Origin of the sequence: Micromonospora phaseoli, from assembly GCF_900109115.1 — a bacterium.
In the GTDB taxonomy this organism is placed as follows: domain Bacteria; phylum Actinomycetota; class Actinomycetes; order Mycobacteriales; family Micromonosporaceae; genus Micromonospora; species Micromonospora phaseoli.
The window spans coordinates 1-17,556 of record NZ_FNYV01000017.1 but is presented as its reverse complement, the minus strand read 5'-3'; the positions used below and the strand labels follow the sequence as shown (position 1 = coordinate 17,556).

Below are 17,556 nucleotides of genomic sequence, written 5' to 3'. Positions count from 1 at the left end.
ACTTTGCTGTGTGGCGGGCGACACAATCGTCGCGCCGCCTCCGGTCGGCGTCCCAGGGGATGGGCCGGCACTCCGAGGATCCACAAATCGGCGCGCCGGGCTGCCGCTACGGTTGGGGTGCCGGAGGGTCCGGTCCGAGGAGGCGTCGAACAGGCCGTGGGCGGCTATGGCGTGCAGGTTGCGCTGGTGTTCGTGTTGGTGTTGGTGAACGCGGTGTTCGCGGGCAGCGAGATGGCGTTGGTGTCGCTGCGGGAGAGCCAACTGCAGCGCCTGGAGCGAGCGTCCCGGGCCGGACGGGTGCTGGCGAAGTTGGCCCGGGATCCGAACCGGTTCCTGGCCACCATCCAGATCGGCATCACCCTGGCCGGGTTTCTCGCCTCGGCGGCCGCCGCGGTGTCACTCGCGGCCCCATTGGTGGGGCCGCTGGGGTTCCTGGGATCGGCGGCGGAACCGGCGGCGATCGTGCTGGTCACGATCGTGCTGACCTTCGTCACCCTGGTGCTGGGCGAGCTGGCGCCGAAGCGGATCGCGATGCAGCGCGCGGAGGGCTGGGCGCTGTTCGTCGCCCGTCCGCTGGACGCGTTGTCGGCGTTCTCCCGGCCGGCAGTGTGGTTGCTGAGCAAGGCCAGCGACGCCGTGGTGCGGCTGACCGGCGGCGACCCGGGTGCCCGCCGGGAGGAGGTCACCACCGAGGAGTTGCGAGACATGGCCGCTGCGCAGCGCAACCTCACCCCCGAACACCGGCTCATCATCTCCGGGGCGTTCGAGGTCGCCGAGCGGATCCTGCGCGAGATCCTCGTACCGCGCCGCGAGGTGGTCACCTTGTCAGAGTCGCTTTCCGCGCCGCAGGCGCTGCGGGAGCTGGGCAAGTCGGGGCAGACCCGCGCGCCGGTGGTGGGTCGCGCCGGCCTGGACGACACAATCGGCGTGGTTCACCTGCGGGACCTTCTCGACCAGGACGGCCCGGTCGCCGGTCAGGCCAGCCCCGCGTTGTATCTACCGGAGACGTTGAAGGTGACCGAGGCGATCCGGGAGATGCGGTCGCAGCGACAGCAGTTCGCCCTGGTGGTGGACGAGCGGGGCTCGATCGACGGGATCGTGACAATGGAGGACCTGGTCGAGGAGATCGTCGGGGAGATCTACGACGAAACCGACCGGGACGTGCAGGCCGTGGTGCGGGAAGCAGGCGGGTCGCTGCTCATGCCGGGCAGCTTTCCGTTGCACGACCTGCCGGACGTGGGCATCGACCTCGACGAGGAGATCGTTGAGGCTGGGGACTACACGACGGTGGCGGGCCTGCTCCTGGCTCACCTCGGCCACATCCCGAAGATGCCCGGCGAGGTGGTCGAGCTGCCGGGCCTCACTGCCGAGGTGGCGGAGGTGACCGGGCGGGCCATCACCCGGGTTCGCCTACGCGCCGCGCCGATCCGCGGCGAGAAACACGAGACGGACTCCTGACCGGTCCGCGCGACGACTCCCACGCGAACACCCGACTGTAACCGTCCGGGTGCACTCAGCTACTTTTCAGGTTCCGTTGGTAGCTTCCCGGCACCGCGACATCCATTATGGACGTCGTTGATCTCGTTGCAGCACAAGGGATTCATGTGGAAATTCCACCGGATCCCGTGCCGCACGTTCGGTGGCCATCGAGGGAGACGCTAGTGGTGTTCAAGAAGATGCTGGGCGCGTTCGGGGTCGGCGGCCCCAGCGTCGATACGGTCCTGTCCAATCCGAACACCCGCCCGGGGCTGGCACTGGGCGGGCAGGTGAACCTGACCGGCGGAAGCAACGACGTGGAGATCGACCACATCACCGTCAGCCTGGTCGCCCGGGTGGAGATGGAAGGCGCAGCGGAGGACTACGACGCGCTCGTCGAGTTCCACCGTGTCGGCGTCACCGGAGGCATGCACCTGGGGCAGGGGCAGCACCTGTCGCTACCGTTCCAGGTCGCCATGCCGTGGGAGACCCCGGTGACCGACCTCTACGGGCAACACCTGCACGGCATGACCATGGGACTGCGCACCGAGGTCGCCATCCGCGGCACTCTCGACAAGGGCGACCTCGACCCGGTGTCCGTGCATCCGCTGCCGGTGCAGGAGCGGATCCTGGAGGCCATCGGCCGACTCGGCTTCCAATTCAAGGGCGCCGACCTCGAACGCGGCCACATCTCCGGGCTGCACCAGAGCCTGCCGTTCTATCAGGAGATCGAGTACTACGCCGCCCCGCAGTACGCCCACGGCGTCAACGAGATCGAGCTGACCTTCGTCGCCGGCGAGCACGGCGTGGACGTCGTGTTCGAGTTCGACAAGCGCGGTGGACTGTTCACCGGCGGCCACGATTCCTTCGGCCGTTACCACGTCGCGCACGCCGACGCCGACCGCGTCGACTGGACAGCACAGGTCGACACCTGGGTCCGGCAGGCCCTCGACGGCTACCAGAGCCTGCGCGCCGGCCACGGCTACGCCCCACCCGCGCAGGGCTTCGGCACCCCCGGCTACCCGCCCCCGCCCCCGCCTCCCGGCTACCTGCAGCCGGGCCAGGGCTACGGCGCCCCGGCCTATCCGCCGGCGGGCTACGGGCAGCCGGCCTACGGCGCTCCCGGATACGGGCAAGCTGCCCACGGCCACCCTGGCGGCCACTACGAGGAGCACCACGAGCGGAGCGGCCCGGGCATGGGCGCCGTCGCCGCCGGGGTCGTCGGCGGCGCGGCGCTCGGCTTCGCCGGCGGCATGGTCGCCGAGGAGGTCTTCGACTCCTTCGGTGACGACGAGGGCGGCGACGAGGAGGCCTGAGCCGGCGCCAGGCCCGCGCCCGCCGACGCCGTCAACCCCGCCGCCATCGAGGAATCGCCTGGCTGGCCTGACCGCGATGACCGATCGCGACAGGTCCGCCGTCCCGTCGTTTCCATACAAGACGGCGGCGGGGACACTCCCTAGCATGGGCGCGGGCATTGCGCCTCGTCGCTCGACAATGAGGAGAACAGCACATGCGTGATCTGGTCTACACCGGGTTCGTCTCGCTCGATGGTGTCGTGGACTCCCCCGGCGGTGGGCCGGGCGAGGAGCATCGCAGCGGCGGCTGGGTGGTCAAGGACATCGAGTTCCTGCCGGAGGCATTCTCCCTCAAGGGCGAAGAGCTTGCGGACACCACGGCACTGGTGTTCGGCCGCCGAAGCTACGAGGCGTTCGCGCCCACCTGGCGCGACTCGGAGGACCACGCCGCCTACCGGGAGCTGCCCAAGTACGTGGTCTCGACCACGCTGCCCGAAGACGCGATCGTCGAGGGATGGGGTCCGACGACGATCCTGCGCTCGACCGAAGACGTTGCCGAGCTCAAGAAGAGCGAGGGTGGCGCGATCTTCATCCACGGGAGTGCGGAACTCGCCCGACGGCTCTCGGACGCGGGCCTGATCGACCGGTATCACCTGCTCGTCTTCCCGGTGCTGCTCGGGGCCGGAAAGAGCCTGTTCAGCAATGCGGACAAGGACAAGCAGGCACTGCGCCTCCGGGAGTCGGCGGCCTACCCGAACGGTGTGGTCAAGCTGATCTACGACGTGGTCACCTGATCAAGATCCAGCGCGATCGCATCGCCGGTGCCCTCGCGGAGTTGTCGCGCCGTACGCCCGACAAACCGGCGCAGTGTGTGGGCCAGGTGCGGCTCGTCGAAGTACCCGAGGTCGGAGACGACGTCGGCGACCGGGACACCACCGGCCAGGAGCGCCGAGGCCTTGCGTACCCGTTCGATCTGTCGTACTGCCCCCTGGGTGAGCCCGGTCGCTGCTCGGAACCGGCGTTCGACGGTGCGTCCCGAGGCCGCTGGACGGTAGCCCCGGCGGACCTCGGTGACGAGCGGGTCACGGACCACGGCTCCGGAGCGGACGAGACGGTCGACCAGAGCCTCGGCGTCGTCGGCGACGGGCGTCTCCCAGCGGACGCCGTCCAGCCAGAAGGTCCTGCGGGTGGTGTCGGGGAGTTCGACGCCAGAGTCGACCAGGGTAGGCGTGGGTACCGCGTGCAGCGACGTGCCCACGGCGAACTCGATACCGACGAAGGTCGCGCCGGCCGGCACCGGCGCCGTGCTGGCCCTCGTCTCGGGGCCGGAGATGCTCGCGTACGCCTTGCCCTCGCGCTCCCAGAACACCAGGCCCCAGCACACCGCAGCGACGGAGGTCATCTCGGCGACCTGCTCGCTCGCGCAGGTCCACACGGTGTCGACCCACGGCGAGTCGGACGTGCGCGTCTCGAACCGCAGTCCTCCCACGGGTAGAGGATAGGCACAGCGACTGCCACTCCGCCCTCGCCGGTGTGGGTTGCCAGCCCCGGTGGGGGCATAGCCCCCGGCAGAGCGGGCATCCGCTGCCGACCCGGAAGCGATGCGAGAAGGCGAGGCGAACATGGCGGCGTCCAATCAACCCGACCATCCCATCCGTTCCCGTACGGGCGAGTCCGGCACTGCGGCCAAGACCAGCGCCGCCTCCGCATTCGCTCTGGTGTTCGGAGTCGCCGCCCTGATCAGCGTCCTCACCGTTTTCCTCTCAACGGTGGGACTCCTGCTGGGGATCATCGGCATCGTCCTCGGTATCGTCGGCCTACGAATGGCCAGACGCCCCGGCGTCACCGGCCGCGGAGTCGCCATCGGCGGCCTCGTCCTCAGCGTCTTGGCGGTGCTGGTGGCCCTCGCGTTCGCTGCCGGAATCACGACCTTCCTCAACAACGAAGACGCGGTCGACCGGCTCGACCGCCGAATCGAAGACCTCCGCGACGAACTGCCCCGCTGAGCAGAGATAACACACCGGCGAATGCAGCGACGGCCGTCACGAATCCGGTTTTCCAGCCCGACCAAGGGGTAGGTCGCGAGGTCCTGCCGCCTGCCATCTGGGAGTTGTAATGAGACTGGAGTTCAACCGGGGCACGATGGTCAGGGCCGGCATACGCGGAGTGGTCGCGGCGATGGCCATGTCCGGCCTGCGGCAGGCGACCACCTCGCTGAACCTGGTGGAGAGTTCCCCACCCAAATCCGTGCTGGAGAAGCTGGCACCCGGGCTGCTCAACCGGATGCACCGGAGTCACCAGCCAGCTCTCCTGGCGGCGGCACACTGGGGGTACGGTCTCAGCGCAGGGGTGGCCTTCGGGATGCTCCCGGTCCACCTGCGCCGCCGGCTGTGGGTGGGTCCGCTCTACGGCGTCGCCCTCCTGGTCTCCTATCACATCGGCATCGCTCCGGCATTACGCATCGAGCAGCGGTTGACCGACGTCCACGAGCAGTTGGCCCTGACCGCCGACCACCTGCTGTACGGGATCGTGGTGGCGGGCTTCCCGAGGCCGCGTGGCTGCTGAACGGTCGATGCTCGTCGCAGGTACTGCTGGTGTAGCGACGGGATCTTTCGAAAGAGCCTGGGCGGGCTCGGCTTGCACCGAGCCCGCCGTTTCAGCTCCACGCGATCTTTACCGCGAACGGTGAGAGCGTTCGCGTCGGATCGTCAGCGTTGCAGGGTGAGGACGCCCGGCCGGTAGGGCAGCAGGCCGTAGTCGCCGCCGGAGTTGGGAGAGCGTCCCTGGTAGAGGAGTTGCAGGTTGCAGGCGTTGACGGTCATGGTCTGGTCGGCGTTGGTCCGGATCAACTCGCCGTGGCTGATGTCGTTGGTCCAGGTCGCGCCGCTGTTGGCCTTGCCGGCGAACGGGTTGCTCTCGGTGGCCGCCTGCGGGGTCCAGGTGCCGCCCAGGCTGGTCGCGGTGAACGACCGGAAGTAGCGGCCCTGCGAACCGATCGCCTCCACGAGCATCAGGTACCGGTTCTCGCCCTGAAGCTTGTAGACCTGAACACCCTCGAACAGGTTGTTCGTAGTGTCGGTCATGATCGTCGTGTAGTTCGAACCGAAGCTGCCCGGGAAGTTCCCGATCGGCATGCTGGCCCGGTAGATCCGACCGTTGTCCCCGGCGAAGAACAGGTACATGTTCTGGTCGTCACCGATGAGCGCCTGATCGATCGGGCCGGTCGAGGAGTTGGAGATGCTCCCGGTGAACAACGTCTGGTGTGCGGACCAGCTGTTGACGTTCGTGGGGTCCGTCGAGGTCCGGTACGAGAACGCCGGTCCACCCCACTGGTAGGCCAACACCCACACATTGCGAGGCGCGAAGTAGAACAACGACGGCGCGACAGCCGCGAACGGCATCTGGTTCTGACTGGCCGAGCCCATCTGGTTCCAGTTGGAGAACAGACCGAAGTTCATCGAACCCCACGTCGTACCCGTGTCGTGGGTGGTGGCGTACACCAACTGCTGGCCGTTGTACGGCGCGTGGGTGAAGTCCTTCAACGACACCCAACCCGACCTCGGCTGCGCCAACGCACCCGTCGACGACCACCGGTACGACGACGGCAGACTGCACGTACCACCCGGCGGCGGCGTCGTCGGCGGCGGCGTGGTGGGGTTGGTCCCACCGTCGACGCGGACGAGTTGCCACTGCTGGTTGTTGCCGCCCCAGTCGTCGTACTGCACGATGTTGCCGCCGTCAGCGGTGGAGGCGCCCTGCACCTCCATCACCTTGTTGCTGTTCCGGTTGATCAACCGCACGTACCCGCCGGCCGAGTCCGCCAGCCGGAACTGCTGGTTCGTTCCGTTGTGGTCGGCCCACTGCACGATGCTGGCACCGTTGGCGGTCGAGAAGTTGTAGACGTCCAGCACCTTGCCCGAGTGCCGTGACTTCAGCCGGTAGTAGCCGCCGCCGGAGTCGACGAACTGCCACTGCTGCTGGTTGCCGTTGTTCCGGGCCCACTGGGTGATCCGCGCCCCGTCGTTGGTGGCCAGGTTGTACACATCCAACGCCTTGCCGCTGTTTCGGTTCAACAACACGTACCAGGCGCTAGTGTCGACCGTCGCCGCAGCGGCGGGCGTCGACGCCACCGCGACGACGCCAACACCGACGACCACCGCCGTCACGCCGGCGGCGACGAACCGTGGCAACAACCCGCGCCGCCGCGACGGCGGCGCGATCGTTGGAGAACTACCAAGAGCAGACATGATCCTCCTTTAATGACAAGGCCGAACGGGTCCACCCGAGATGGGCGCACCGCGTCGCAGGGGCCGGGCCCATGCGACGAAGCTGTTAGCGTTAACAACCCTGCTTGCATGCCCCGACGTCGAAGATCCGGCGAAGCAGGCTTGCCCGGTGAGCCACAGACATCGCCGTCCTTGACTATCGACTGTCAGCGATAACACGCCGTTCGTCAAGTCGAAACATTCTCGGCGCAAGAGCCGCCTGCACACCGCCGCGCCCAGCTCGACCGCCCGTCACCGAATCCCGCAGGCCTCACGCAGCCGAACGGCACAAGCACGGGCTGGCCGCTTACAGGAGACATCATGTTGGCGCTAACATCGACATTTAGCCACTATTCGGTCGGCGCGCGCCGGGCTTTGGTGGTCGATCGAGGTGAGTCCCGGCCGGCCCACCGCCGCCCAGCAAGGGCTTATCCCACGCAATCACATCAAGTCGGACGGCCTCGCGACCTTGCCGGGCCCGGCTCGCCGTGATCCAACCGGGCCGGCCACCTCGTTGCGGGACACCGCCCCGGAGGCGATGGATCGTTACATTGACACGCTTCGTTCATCGCCATACATTCGTGCCGATCAGGAAAACGCTTGCCTCCGGCACGGTACGAAGTCCTCGTGTGGGTGGCCAAGCCCTGCAGCGGGCGCAGTTGGGCGACCTTCGTCGCGCCGTGGGAGCGCTCCCGTTTCTGCGTCGTCGTCGGTGGAAGCTCGCCAACCTGCAACCCTGGAGGACCACAGAGCGATGAGAAGCGTCAAGAGAAGACTCAAGGTCAACGCCGCCCGGGTGTCGGTGGGTACCGTGCTCCTGGCCTCGACCGCAGCCGCCATGGCACTGCCAGCCGGTGCAGCAGCCGCAGGCTGCTCGGTGAACTACGCCGTGTCATCGCAGTGGCAGGGCGGCTTCGGCGCCAACGTCACCATCACCAATCTCGGTGATCCGGTCACGAATTGGACGCTGACCTGGAACTACAGCGCTGGCCAGACCGTCACGCAGGCATGGAACACGACGCTGACCCAGAGCGGTGCCGCGGTCACCGCCAGGAACGTCAGCTACAACGGTGCCATCGCCACCAACGGCACGACCTCGTTCGGCTTCAACGGCTCGTGGACCGGCAGCAACCCCGCTCCGACCAGTTTCACGCTCAATGGGGTGGCCTGCACCGGGAGCACGACACCCACCACCCCACCGCCGACCACCCCACCGCCGCCGACCACCCCGCCCCCGACCGGGCCGGCGGACATCACGGTGAACCCCGCGACCAGGTACCAGACCGTCGACGGGTTCGGGGCTGCGGTGTCGATCTGGGGCAGCGCGTGGTCGACCGCCGAGACGCAGACGCTGGTCGGGCTGGGCGCCAACCAGCTGGGCCTGTCGATCGTGCGTACCGGCATCTCGCCGGTCTCCGGTGAGTGGCCGACCCAGGTGAACGCCCTGCGAACGGCGAAGTCGTACGGGTCGGGGGTGAAGATCCTCGCCTCGCCGTGGACGGCACCGGCGGCCTGGAAGACGAACAACAGCCGGATCAACGGCGGCAAGCTGAGGACCGACTACTACGACGACTACGCGAACCATCTGAACAGCTATGTCCAGTACATGCGCGACCAGGGCGTGACGATCGATGTCACGTCGGTGCAGAACGAGCCGGACTGGCACCCGGACTACGACTCGATGGACTGGAGCGGCACCGAGCTGCGGAACTTCGTACGCGACCACGGTGCGAGAGTGCAGAACACCAGGCTGATGGTCGCCGAGGCGGTAAACCTGAACTACACGTACACCGATCCGACCCTGAACGACGCGACCGCTCGGAACAACATCGGCTACATCGGCGGCCACCTGTACGGCACCGAGGCCTCGGGTCGACTGCGGTCGTACCCCCTGGCTGACCAGCACAACAAGCCGGTGTGGATGACCGAATGGAACTTGCACGAGGCCGACGGCAACGGCTCCAACATCTGGGGCAACCCCAGTAACCAGACGGTCTGGAACGAGACGCTCGACGACATCATGCGTACGGTGCACAGGTCGATGGAATCGAACTGGACCGCCTACATCTGGTGGTACGGCAAGCGCTACTACTCCTTCATCGGTGATGGCGAGTCAGCCTTCGGCACCACCGCAGGGGCGCCGCTCAAGCGCGGGTACGCGTTCTCGCAGTACTCCAAGTATGTCCGCCCCGGCGACCAGCGGGTGGCCCTGACGAAGAGTTCCAAGGCCTCGCCGCTGGAGGTGACCGCCTATCTGGGTAGTGGCGGGAAGACCACGTTGGTGATCCTCAACCGGTCGACAAGCGCGGTCAACAATGCCGTGATCCAGGTGCCGCAGAACGTCACCCGGGCCGAGCATTACCTCACCTCGCAGAACAGCAATGCAGCCAGCCAGCCGGTCGGCGTGAATGGCGGGCAGGTCACCGTCAACGTCGGCGCACGCAGCATCTCCACGGTCGTGCTGACCTCCTGAAAGCCCTCGACCGGTCACCGGCTGGTCGGGGCGTGCGGGTGCGATCGATCGCCTGCACCCGCACGCCCCGACCGGCGGGCCGCAGCTCGGCGTGCTGGCTTGACCGCAGCGGGCAGGATGGCCGGGAGTTGCCGGACCCCAGCCACCCGCACGAACAACTCCCGCCGCTCGACAGCGTCGCCAGCCGCGTTGAGCTGATACCCCTCCACCCACAGCCACCCGTCGTAGGTGGTGCGCGGGAGTATCCGGATCAGTCGCAGCACCATGGGCCGGCTGAACTGCGGGCTGGCCGAGAGGTGCAGAAGATCACCACTGCCGAACGGGGGCACGACCGACCTTTCCGCGCCACTGCTGGATGCGGGCTTGGGCGGCCACGACCCGAGGGCACCACGCTCCGACCACGAGACAGTTCGTGCAGTGGTTCTGACGGTGATAGTCGATCACCGACCAGGACAACTCGACCAGGAACGGAACCCGCCCCTCGCTCACGACCGCAGTCCCGCCCGGCAGCCCTCTCCCCGGGGGACGCCGGGGGCCCGATAGGCCCCGGCATGCTCGGGGTAGGCGGTGGCTGGCCCGGTCCGATCGAGCAACGGCCTACGACGACGTCGCCTACGCGGCCAGAACCTCATCCGACCTCCCCAGCAACGCGTTTACGAACACCCACAGAAGGAACTCCTGTACGTCCCTGTACGTCTATAAACGTAGCGGACGGCCATGGTCGTCTTACCGATCCATAGGTTTCGTGTCGTGGTGAACCCGATGAGCCCCGTCCCGATCTACGTCCAGCTGGCGGATCTCCTGGCGGCGAAGATCGAGAGCGGCGAGCTACCCGCCAATCACCCGCTCCCCAGCGAGAAGCAGCTCCAGCAGGAGCACGGAATCGCTCGGGGCACGGCCCGTGCTGCGGTGAACCTGCTCCGGGAACGAGGGCTGGCCTTCACCGTTCCCCATCGCGGTACGTACGTGGCCGAGAAGCCCTAGCCCCGCCCTGAGCGACGACGGTACGACCGGTTCTGGTCTTAGCGCCCGGCGTCGTCGGTGTACGGCCGGGCACCGGCGATGAACGTGTCGAGCGCCGGCCCGTGCAGTACGCCGCCGGACAGCGGATCGCGCCGCGCCCGCACCACCAGGCCCGCCAACGGCAGTCGGTGCGGGCGCCGCGCCGCAGCGAGCACCACGTTGCCGTACCTCCGGCCGCGCAGCATCCGCCGGTCGGCAACCACGCAGACGTCGGCGAAGACCGCTCGCAGGGTGGCTGCCTGCACCCGGGTGAGGACCAGCGGCGGCAGGTCGACCACGTTGACCAGGTAGATACCGTCCGGTCGCAACACCCGGGCGACCTCGGCGGCGAACGCCACGGTGGCCACGTGCGGCGGCATCCGGGCCGCCCGGTAGATGTCCGCAAGCACCAGGTCGTACGCGCTGGCGGGCGCGGCGGCAACGGCCTCCCGCGCGTCGGCGACGCGGACCTCGACACCGGCCGGCGATGGCGGCAGGTCACGCGCCACCAGTTCGACCACAGCCGGATCCCGCTCGACGACCACCTGCGCCGAGCCGGGCCGGGTCGCGGCGACGTAGCGCGGCAGCGTCAGCGCGCCGCCGCCGAGGTGCAGCACGTCCAGCGGGACACCGGGCGGCGCGGCGAGATCAGCCACGGCGGCCATCCGGCGGACGTACTCGAAGTGCAGGTACGTGGGATCGGCGACGTCCAGGTACGACTGCTCGACGCCGCCGGCGAGGAGCGTACGCCCGGTGGGCCGACTCGGGTCGACGGCCAGTTCGAGCCGGTCGTCGGATGCCTTCATGACCAGGCAGGCTAATCCAACCGCCCGCGCCGCAGCCCCCACTCCCGCCCGCCTGGTGCCAAGGCACCCACGCCGGTGAACGGGGGCCGGTCGCGTCCGCTACTGGCCGTAGGCCTTCGCGGTCCAGCCGAGCAAGCCGAGGGAGCCGCCCTCGATGTCGGTGCCGACTCCGTCCGTCTTCTTGGCGTCGAAGTGCACGGAGGCCGCACCGTTGGCCCTGATCCCGAGCAGCGGCCGACCGTTGGGGTGCTCGGCACAGTAGCCCGTGCTCAGGCTGGTGAAGGGTGCCCAGCCGCTCGTCCGCAGCACCTTCGAGGTGATCGTCTTCGGGGTGGCCTGGTTGATTCGCCACTCCTTGAGCTGACCGTTGGTCTTGGTGCCGATCAGCACGTCCACGGCTCCGCTGCCCGTTCCGCCGCTGCGCTCGTAGGTCAACGTGTTGACCGTGTCCCAGCCGGTGGTGGTCAGCTGCACCGGCGACGAGAGCGTGAACACGTCGTCCACGTAGGTCTCGGTGTAGCGGTAGAGCGAGGTGCCCGCCACGCGGTAAAGGTAGGGAGATGCCGTCGCGAGGATACGAGTATTGGCGAACCCGCTCTTGAGGCGGCTGGCGCTCACCGACGTGACTCGCATAGTGCCATCGACCATCTCGCCCTGACGGCTCACCTTGTAGAGCCAACCGTCGGTCGGGTGGACGGCGTACTCGGTGCTGCGGAAGCTGGTGTCGTCACCTGAGGCACCGATCTGCTGGTGTGCCGACGGCACCCAGTCGAGATTGTCGCCGGCGTAGGCCGTGGTGCTGGTTTCGCCGGCGGAGTAGCCGTAACTGAGACGCTGCCCATCGGAGCGGTACGCCGCGGTGAAGACACTGCAGTCGGCGGGAACGCCGCTGAGCGCCGCGTTTGCCGGCCCGGCGGGCACGACGACTCCGGCGAAGCCGGTCGCGGCAACGGTCAGCGCCGTCGCGGCAGCCACGATGGATTTACGCATGAGGGAAAGATCCTCCAGGTAGTTGCGACTTCGGGGTGATCAGATTCGAGACGTCGGGTTTCTCGTCTGCCGAGAGCTTTCAATCGTGTTGGGGGGTATGGACGGCAGAACGTTACGACGCGGCCCGTACAAGCGCGGCACAACTGACGCACAGGCCAGCCAATCGCCCCCGTCGTCTGTGCGCTTTGAGCAACCACCACCAGGTCGGCACGGAGCCCGGCACCAGGTGGTGCCGGGCTCCATTGTCGAGCGCGATCGGGACGCTGGCGCTGCCCGATCAGGTCGCGGTGCAGGTCAGGGTCGGGGCGGTGTTGCTGCCGTTCCAGGTGCCGATGAATCCGAAGGTGGCGCTGGCCCCGGCGCCGAGTGAGCCGTTGAAGGAGACGTTGGTCGCCGTCACCGCCGAGCCGCTGGCGCTGATGGTCGCGTTCCAGGACTGGCTGATCGTCTGACCGTTGGCGAAGGTCCAGGTCACCCGCCAACCGTTGATCGCGGATGAGCCGGCGGTGATCCGTACGTCGCCCTGGAAGCCGCCCTGCCACTGGCCAACGATGGAGTAGGTCGCCGTGCAGCCGCCCGCGCTCGGCGGCGGGGTCGTCGGGTTCGGCGGCGGCGTGGTCGGCGGTGGGGTCGTCGGCGGCGGAGTGGTCGGCGGCGGCCAGCCGGGGCCGCCGGGCGGCCAGCCGACCAGACCGCCGCGGTACTGCCCGGCGATCACGGTCATGAGCCGGGTGGCTCCCGCGATACTGCCGCCGGTGGTGGCCATGCCGCCGATCGTCGTGCCGGTGAGGCTGCCGCCCAGGTAAACCTCGTAGGTCTGCCCGTGCTGGATCCGGTTGGAGGAGAAGACCACCTCCCGGAAGTTCTTGGGGGCGCGGTAGGAGGCGAGCACCTGGCCGCCGGAGACCAGATGGAGGAGCGCGCCGGCCGGCTGGCTGCTGGACAGTTGGGGGGCGACCCAGCCCTGGCCCGCGGTCGGCGGCAGGCTCAGCACCGCCATCGAGGTCGATCCCGCCCCGAGCACCGTGCCGCCGTTGAAGTAGACCGGGCCGTTCGAGTCGATCGCGCCCTCGCCGGGGCTGCCGGTACTCGGCCCGCTGACCACGACCGTGCCGGCGGCGAAGGTCACCGAGCCGTTGGAGTCGATGCCGTCGATGCTGGAGTTGACCAGAGTGGTCCCGCCGGTGAACCGGACGAACGCGTTCGGTGCCACATCGAAATCGCCGTACCCGTCCTCGACGGCGTTGATCGCGTCGTCGCGGGCGGTGACGTTGACGGTGCCGCCGCTGATGGTGATCTGTCGGCTCTCGATCGCCTCGAAGGAGTTGGTGACGGTGACGGTGCCGCCGGAGATGGCAACGGTGTTCTCGCCCTTGATGGCGTCGTCACCCGCGTTCACCCGCACGGTGCCGTTCGTGATGGCGAGCCGGCCCCGGTCCGCCTCGGTGTCGTCGGACTTGATGCCGTCGCCGCCGGCGGTGACGTCGAGGTTTCCGCCGGTGATGTCGAGGAAGTCCTTGCCCCGGATGCCGTCGTCGACCGCGTTCACCGTGATCGTGCCCGACTCGATGACCAGGCCGTCCTTGCTGGTGATGCCGTCGTTCGCGTTGCCCCGTACGGCCAGTGCCCCGGTGCCGGTGATCCGCAGGTCGGCCTTGCTGAACAGGGCTGCGTTCGGCTCGTCGGTGCTCGGATCCGGGTAGACGTAGCTGGTCGCGTCGGTGAGCCGGCTGGTGGTACCGGCGGCGAGCGTGATCACGACCTGGTCGGCGTCGGCGACCTGCAGCGGCGCGTTGCTGGAATTGGTGATGGTGGCGCCGTTGAGGATCAGATTGACGGTGCCCGAGGCGGAGGTGTCGACGTTCAGGTAGCCGTCGTTGAGGGTGCCGGTGATCTCGTAGGTGCCCGGTGCGGTGATCGTCACCGCCCGCCCGGCGATGGTGACGTCGGCACTAGAGCTGGTGGCACTGCTGCCGGTCAGCGTGATCGGGACGGTCGCCTGCGCGGTGGCCGGTGCCTCCAGCGGGCCGGCGATCAATGCGATCGCGAGCCCGAGGGGGAGGATGGCTCTCAGCGGGATGCGTTTCATGGGGTCTGTCCTGACTCGGATGGATGGGACGGGACGCGCGCGTGAACACATCCGTAACTATAGATGACTGTCGATGGTTCTGGGTCACCGACGGTGACCAGGGAATGCGCCCAGCGGGCGCACCACCGCACCCGCACCGACACCACTCCGCTCCCTGCCGGGATCGCCGCACAGGCTTGGTTGTCACCGGTCGGCGTCCGGCCTGCCGGGACCGAGAATGCTCACGCCCCGCCCGGGCGATCTCGCCGAGATGGGCAGTGGATCGGGCGCTGGCCATCGTGGATCAGCACCAGACGTCGTCGTCGACGACACCACGAAAATCGATCAAGCGCGGCGATACCGCACGAGGACGCCCTGGCGGTCGAAACCAGCCAGGGCGTCTTCGTGGGCTCACCCGTGCGCAAATTCGGCTTCTACGATCGGGTGCGGTGGACCACCTGAGGTCGACTGCGCCGCCCGCCCGACAGTCATATGTTCAGCAGGCCGCCGTTACGTAGGGCGTCGTCCTTGATCGCGATGAGATTCGCGGAGACGTACGGGATGTTGTGCGTTCGGTGCCATTCGCTCGGGAAATACGTGACCAGCCGCGACACCTGGAATCGGCATTTGATTTCAGGCACGAACCGGGAATATTTGGCGTCGGTGAAATACCAGAAAGAGTTTTCGTTGTAGAACGCCACGTGCGTCGGATCCTGGTAGGCACCCCGACCGTCGGTGCTCGGCGTCAGCGACAACAGCATCCCGTTCGGCGCGAGCAGTCGGTACAATTCGTTGAACAGTGCAATTTTATCCGGGATGTGCTCCAGGAAATCCGCAGCCCGAATGACCCCGACGCTGCTGTCCGGAAGATCGACTCCCTTCGTCATGTCGCAGACCATGTCGACGCCCGGCCCCTCGCGGTGGTCCAGGCCAAGATATCCTTCCGGCTTGTTGTGCGCCGCACCCAGGTCGAGCGCCAGCAGTCCCTGTCGCCGCGACCAGGCCAGCGCATTCTGCTGAATATTTCGATCGTATATTTCCACCGTACGCTGCTGGATACGGGCGTTGACATCCGGAATGCGCTGCGTGTTCTTGGCGTGCATTCGCTGCAGGTACAGGCATTTCTGAATGTGATGGAACTCGCTCACCTGGTAGATCCGGGCCATGAGATCCGCATCGTCCGCGACGTCGAGCGACTCGTCGTATCCGCCCACCTTCTCGTAGATGTCCCGACGGAAGGCCCGCACATGGTTCGGTGCGTACCAGATGTAGCTCACATTGTGTGGCGTCGGCGGCAAAGCCCGGCAGACAAGCACCTCGCGGCCGTCCACCTTCTCGTCGTAGTGCCGCCAGCCAAATGAACTCGCGAAACGGTCTTCACAGCGGCCGCCGTCCTCCTGGATCTGCGCGGTGTCGCTGTAGACGAACCCCACCTCCGGGTTGGAGTCGAAGGCGTCGACGATTTCTTGCAGACAGTCGCTGCTGAGCACATCGTCGTCGTCAAGCTCGATCAGGATGTCCCCGGCAGCCTCGGCGCAGGCGTACCCCTTCACGGCGCCGACGCCGTTCAGGTTGTCCTGGACAATAAGCCGGATCCGATCGTCGTGCCGCTCGGGCCGCCAACGGGACCCCTGGTTCAGAATGACCACCCATTCCCAGTCGGTGAAGGTCTGCGCGACCAGCGATCGGAAACATTCATCGATGAAACGGGTGCGGTTACTTCCAGTGAAGACCGTTACGCGCGGTGTACGCATTTAGCCAGTCACCTACCCGCCGACGCCGAGGGCCGAGCGGTCGGAACCACGCGGTACTTCGCCGGAACGGCTGAGGTGAGCCCCTTGTCCAGCCGGACCGCCGCCTTGAACGCGTCCCGCGCTCCCGCATCGTCACCGGATTCGGACAGCAGCATGCCCAGTCGCAGATAGGCGGTCGACGACTTGTTGTCGATCGACACGAGCTTGCGGTAGATGTCCATCGACGTCGTCGGGTCCTTACTTTCCAGTGCAATCGCCTTGTTGTAAAGGGCCGGCTTGTAGTTGGCGTCGGTCGCCAATGCCTTGTCGTAGTTGCTGATCGCCTCGTCGGAATGGTTGCGCGACTGGGCGATGAAGCCCAAGTTGAACCAGGCGAACTTGTTTTCAGCCTCGGCGGCCAGCACCTTCTCGAAGGTAGCCTTCGCCTCGTCGAATTTGCCGGCTTGGCCCTGCTCGACACCGAGCTTCAGCAGTTCCGCCGACGCAGTTCCGGTGTTGGTGCCGCCGCTCGCCTTGTCGCTGTTGCTGTTGCTGTTGCCTGAGTTGCTCGTCTGCGACTTGTCATCAGGCTTCTCGCTGCAGGCCGGGACTCCGGTCAGCAGGACCGCACCACAGGCGAGTGACCCGAGTATCTGACGCGTACTCATTTCTTCTCCTTGACGATAACGGGGCGGTCCGAACTGCTGGTCGGCCGGCTTTGCTACGGTTGGCCGTTTACCGGCCCGACGTGTTTACGGCAGCCGTTACGGCACCGGTGTCGTGGGTGAGATGCAGGACACCCAGATGTCGGCACCTCCGCCGGTAAACGTGAACTGATAGCCACTCGTCGAAAGCGGCTGGATCAGCACCGGGTTGACTCCCGCACCCGAGAGCTGATATCCGGTTCCGACAGCAATGTCTCCGGCCTGACACCCGAAATCGACGGGGGTATCCGCAATCACGGTCAGCGGGCCCTGAATGTAGGCGGACTGGATACCGTTGCCCGCAATTCCCTGCGCGCCCTGTGCGCCCTGTGCGCCCTGTGCGCCCTGTGCGCCCGTGTCGCCCTGCGGTCCTTGTACGCCCTGAAAGCCCTGCGCACCTTGAGCACCCACGTCGCCCTGCGGGCCCTGAACGCCCTGCGGACCAATATCGCCCTGCGGACCCTGCGCCCCCACATCGCCCTGCGCACCCTGAACGCCCTGCGCACCTATGTCGCCCTGAACGCCCTGGGGACCGATATCACCCTGCGCACCCTGCGGACCGACATCGCCCTGCGGACCCTGCGCACCCACGTCACCTTGAGCGCCCTGAACGCCCTGGGCACCCACATCGCCCTGCGCACCCTGAACACCCTGCGGACCGATATCACCCTGCGCACCTGCGTCGCCCTGAACACCCTGGGGACCGACATCGCCCTGCGCACCCTGGGCACCTACATCGCCCTG

At 67.4% G+C, this 17,556-nt stretch carries 17 protein-coding genes; 8 read left to right on the top strand and 9 right to left on the bottom strand.

Annotation, left to right across the window (positions count from 1 at the left end; translation table 11 throughout):
* Nucleotides 1-156 precede the first annotated feature (156 nt).
* From BMY89_RS27930 to BMY89_RS27920, 3 genes are all read left to right on the top strand, one after another.
* Nucleotides 157-1,458, top strand: coding sequence for a hemolysin family protein (locus tag BMY89_RS27930; RefSeq protein WP_092383320.1), 1,302 nt, complete (start codon nucleotides 157-159; stop codon nucleotides 1,456-1,458).
* 203 nt (nucleotides 1,459-1,661) lie between these two features.
* A complete protein-coding gene (locus BMY89_RS27925; RefSeq protein ID WP_092383202.1) occupies nucleotides 1,662-2,792 on the top strand; it encodes a sporulation protein in 1,131 nt (376 codons plus the stop codon).
* A gap of 194 nt (nucleotides 2,793-2,986) precedes the next feature.
* A complete protein-coding gene (locus BMY89_RS27920) occupies nucleotides 2,987-3,565 on the top strand; it encodes a dihydrofolate reductase family protein (RefSeq protein ID WP_092383200.1) in 579 nt (192 codons plus the stop codon).
* Here BMY89_RS27920 and BMY89_RS27915 read toward each other — a convergent pair.
* On the bottom strand, nucleotides 3,547-4,173 hold the full coding sequence (locus BMY89_RS27915) for a helix-turn-helix domain-containing protein (RefSeq protein WP_198414153.1): 627 nt from the start codon (nucleotides 4,171-4,173) through the stop codon (nucleotides 3,547-3,549). The genes BMY89_RS27920 and BMY89_RS27915 overlap by 19 nt on opposite strands.
* 199 nt (nucleotides 4,174-4,372) lie before the next feature.
* Here BMY89_RS27915 and BMY89_RS27910 point away from each other — a divergent pair, with 199 nt between their 5' ends.
* Together BMY89_RS27910 and BMY89_RS27905 are read left to right on the top strand one after the other, a co-directional pair.
* On the top strand, nucleotides 4,373-4,777 hold the full coding sequence (locus tag BMY89_RS27910; RefSeq protein WP_232521590.1) for a DUF4190 domain-containing protein: 405 nt from the start codon (nucleotides 4,373-4,375) through the stop codon (nucleotides 4,775-4,777).
* Nucleotides 4,778-4,886: 109 nt separating this feature from the next.
* The gene (locus BMY89_RS27905; protein ID WP_092383194.1) at nucleotides 4,887-5,336 is read left to right on the top strand and encodes a hypothetical protein; all 450 of its coding nucleotides are present in this window, start codon (nucleotides 4,887-4,889) and stop codon (nucleotides 5,334-5,336) included.
* A gap of 143 nt (nucleotides 5,337-5,479) precedes the next feature.
* Here BMY89_RS27905 and BMY89_RS27900 read toward each other — a convergent pair whose 3' ends face one another.
* Entirely contained in the window at nucleotides 5,480-7,018 is a 1,539-nt protein-coding gene (locus BMY89_RS27900) for a non-reducing end alpha-L-arabinofuranosidase family hydrolase (protein ID WP_198414150.1), read from the bottom strand.
* Between the two features lie 772 nt (nucleotides 7,019-7,790).
* On the opposite strand from BMY89_RS27900, the gene BMY89_RS27895 reads away from it, so the two are divergent.
* Nucleotides 7,791-9,509, top strand: coding sequence for a cellulose binding domain-containing protein (locus tag BMY89_RS27895; RefSeq protein WP_092383192.1), 1,719 nt, complete (start codon nucleotides 7,791-7,793; stop codon nucleotides 9,507-9,509).
* A gap of 14 nt (nucleotides 9,510-9,523) precedes the next feature.
* Here BMY89_RS27895 and BMY89_RS30610 read toward each other — a convergent pair whose 3' ends face one another.
* Nucleotides 9,524-9,838, bottom strand: coding sequence for a hypothetical protein (locus BMY89_RS30610; RefSeq protein ID WP_175510445.1), 315 nt, complete (start codon nucleotides 9,836-9,838; stop codon nucleotides 9,524-9,526).
* A 433-nt stretch (nucleotides 9,839-10,271) separates the two neighbouring features.
* Between BMY89_RS30610 and BMY89_RS27885 the strand changes: the two genes are divergently transcribed.
* Nucleotides 10,272-10,493 (top strand): GntR family transcriptional regulator, encoded by a 222-nt coding sequence (locus tag BMY89_RS27885; RefSeq protein WP_092383316.1) that lies wholly within the window; start codon nucleotides 10,272-10,274, stop codon nucleotides 10,491-10,493.
* A gap of 38 nt (nucleotides 10,494-10,531) precedes the next feature.
* On the opposite strand, the gene BMY89_RS27880 is transcribed toward BMY89_RS27885, so the two are convergent.
* The 6 genes from BMY89_RS27880 to BMY89_RS31185 form a co-directional block, all read right to left on the bottom strand.
* Nucleotides 10,532-11,317 (bottom strand): spermidine synthase, encoded by a 786-nt coding sequence (locus BMY89_RS27880; RefSeq protein WP_092383189.1) that lies wholly within the window; start codon nucleotides 11,315-11,317, stop codon nucleotides 10,532-10,534.
* 99 nt (nucleotides 11,318-11,416) lie between these two features.
* The gene (locus BMY89_RS27875) at nucleotides 11,417-12,307 is read right to left on the bottom strand and encodes a hypothetical protein (RefSeq protein ID WP_092383187.1); all 891 of its coding nucleotides are present in this window, start codon (nucleotides 12,305-12,307) and stop codon (nucleotides 11,417-11,419) included.
* Nucleotides 12,308-12,584: 277 nt separating this feature from the next.
* Nucleotides 12,585-14,396, bottom strand: a complete 1,812-nt coding sequence (locus tag BMY89_RS31505) for a carbohydrate-binding domain-containing protein (protein WP_170147731.1) — start codon at nucleotides 14,394-14,396, stop codon at nucleotides 12,585-12,587.
* 467 nt (nucleotides 14,397-14,863) lie between these two features.
* Nucleotides 14,864-16,129: a glycosyltransferase gene (locus tag BMY89_RS27865; protein WP_092383183.1), complete on the bottom strand. Its 1,266-nt coding sequence runs from the start codon at nucleotides 16,127-16,129 to the stop codon at nucleotides 14,864-14,866.
* Between the two features lie 8 nt (nucleotides 16,130-16,137).
* Complete coding sequence (locus tag BMY89_RS27860; protein WP_092383181.1) at nucleotides 16,138-16,776, bottom strand: tetratricopeptide repeat protein; 639 nt, start codon at nucleotides 16,774-16,776, stop codon at nucleotides 16,138-16,140.
* A 96-nt stretch (nucleotides 16,777-16,872) separates the two neighbouring features.
* Nucleotides 16,873-17,223 carry a hypothetical protein gene (locus BMY89_RS31185; protein WP_232521589.1) on the bottom strand — a complete coding sequence of 117 codons (351 nt, stop codon included), beginning with the start codon at nucleotides 17,221-17,223 and terminating at the stop codon, nucleotides 16,873-16,875.
* Between BMY89_RS31185 and BMY89_RS31180 the strand changes: the two genes are divergently transcribed.
* On the top strand, nucleotides 17,212-17,556 hold a 345-nt coding region (locus BMY89_RS31180; protein ID WP_232521588.1), incomplete at its 3' end, for a hypothetical protein. The two genes, BMY89_RS31185 and BMY89_RS31180, sit on opposite strands and share 12 nt — an antisense overlap.

What these genes read in the sequence shown, in the direction of transcription:
- BMY89_RS27920 (WP_092383200.1), top strand. Translation starts at nt 2,987, where the DNA reads ATGCGTGATCTGGTCTACACCGGGTTCGTCTCGCTCGATGGTGTCGTG.
- BMY89_RS27915 (WP_198414153.1), bottom strand. Translation starts at nt 4,173, where the DNA reads ATGACCTCCGTCGCTGCGGTGTGCTGGGGCCTGGTGTTCTGGGAGCGC.
- BMY89_RS27910 (WP_232521590.1), top strand. Translation starts at nt 4,373, where the DNA reads ATGCGAGAAGGCGAGGCGAACATGGCGGCGTCCAATCAACCCGACCAT.
- BMY89_RS27905 (WP_092383194.1), top strand. Translation starts at nt 4,887, where the DNA reads ATGAGACTGGAGTTCAACCGGGGCACGATGGTCAGGGCCGGCATACGC.
- BMY89_RS27900 (WP_198414150.1), bottom strand. Translation starts at nt 7,018, where the DNA reads ATGTCTGCTCTTGGTAGTTCTCCAACGATCGCGCCGCCGTCGCGGCGG.
- BMY89_RS27895 (WP_092383192.1), top strand. Translation starts at nt 7,791, where the DNA reads ATGAGAAGCGTCAAGAGAAGACTCAAGGTCAACGCCGCCCGGGTGTCG.
- BMY89_RS27885 (WP_092383316.1), top strand. Translation starts at nt 10,272, where the DNA reads ATGAGCCCCGTCCCGATCTACGTCCAGCTGGCGGATCTCCTGGCGGCG.
- BMY89_RS27880 (WP_092383189.1), bottom strand. Translation starts at nt 11,317, where the DNA reads ATGAAGGCATCCGACGACCGGCTCGAACTGGCCGTCGACCCGAGTCGG.
- BMY89_RS27875 (WP_092383187.1), bottom strand. Translation starts at nt 12,307, where the DNA reads ATGCGTAAATCCATCGTGGCTGCCGCGACGGCGCTGACCGTTGCCGCG.
- BMY89_RS31505 (WP_170147731.1), bottom strand. Translation starts at nt 14,396, where the DNA reads ATGAAACGCATCCCGCTGAGAGCCATCCTCCCCCTCGGGCTCGCGATC.
- BMY89_RS27865 (WP_092383183.1), bottom strand. Translation starts at nt 16,129, where the DNA reads ATGCGTACACCGCGCGTAACGGTCTTCACTGGAAGTAACCGCACCCGT.
- BMY89_RS27860 (WP_092383181.1), bottom strand. Translation starts at nt 16,776, where the DNA reads ATGAGTACGCGTCAGATACTCGGGTCACTCGCCTGTGGTGCGGTCCTG.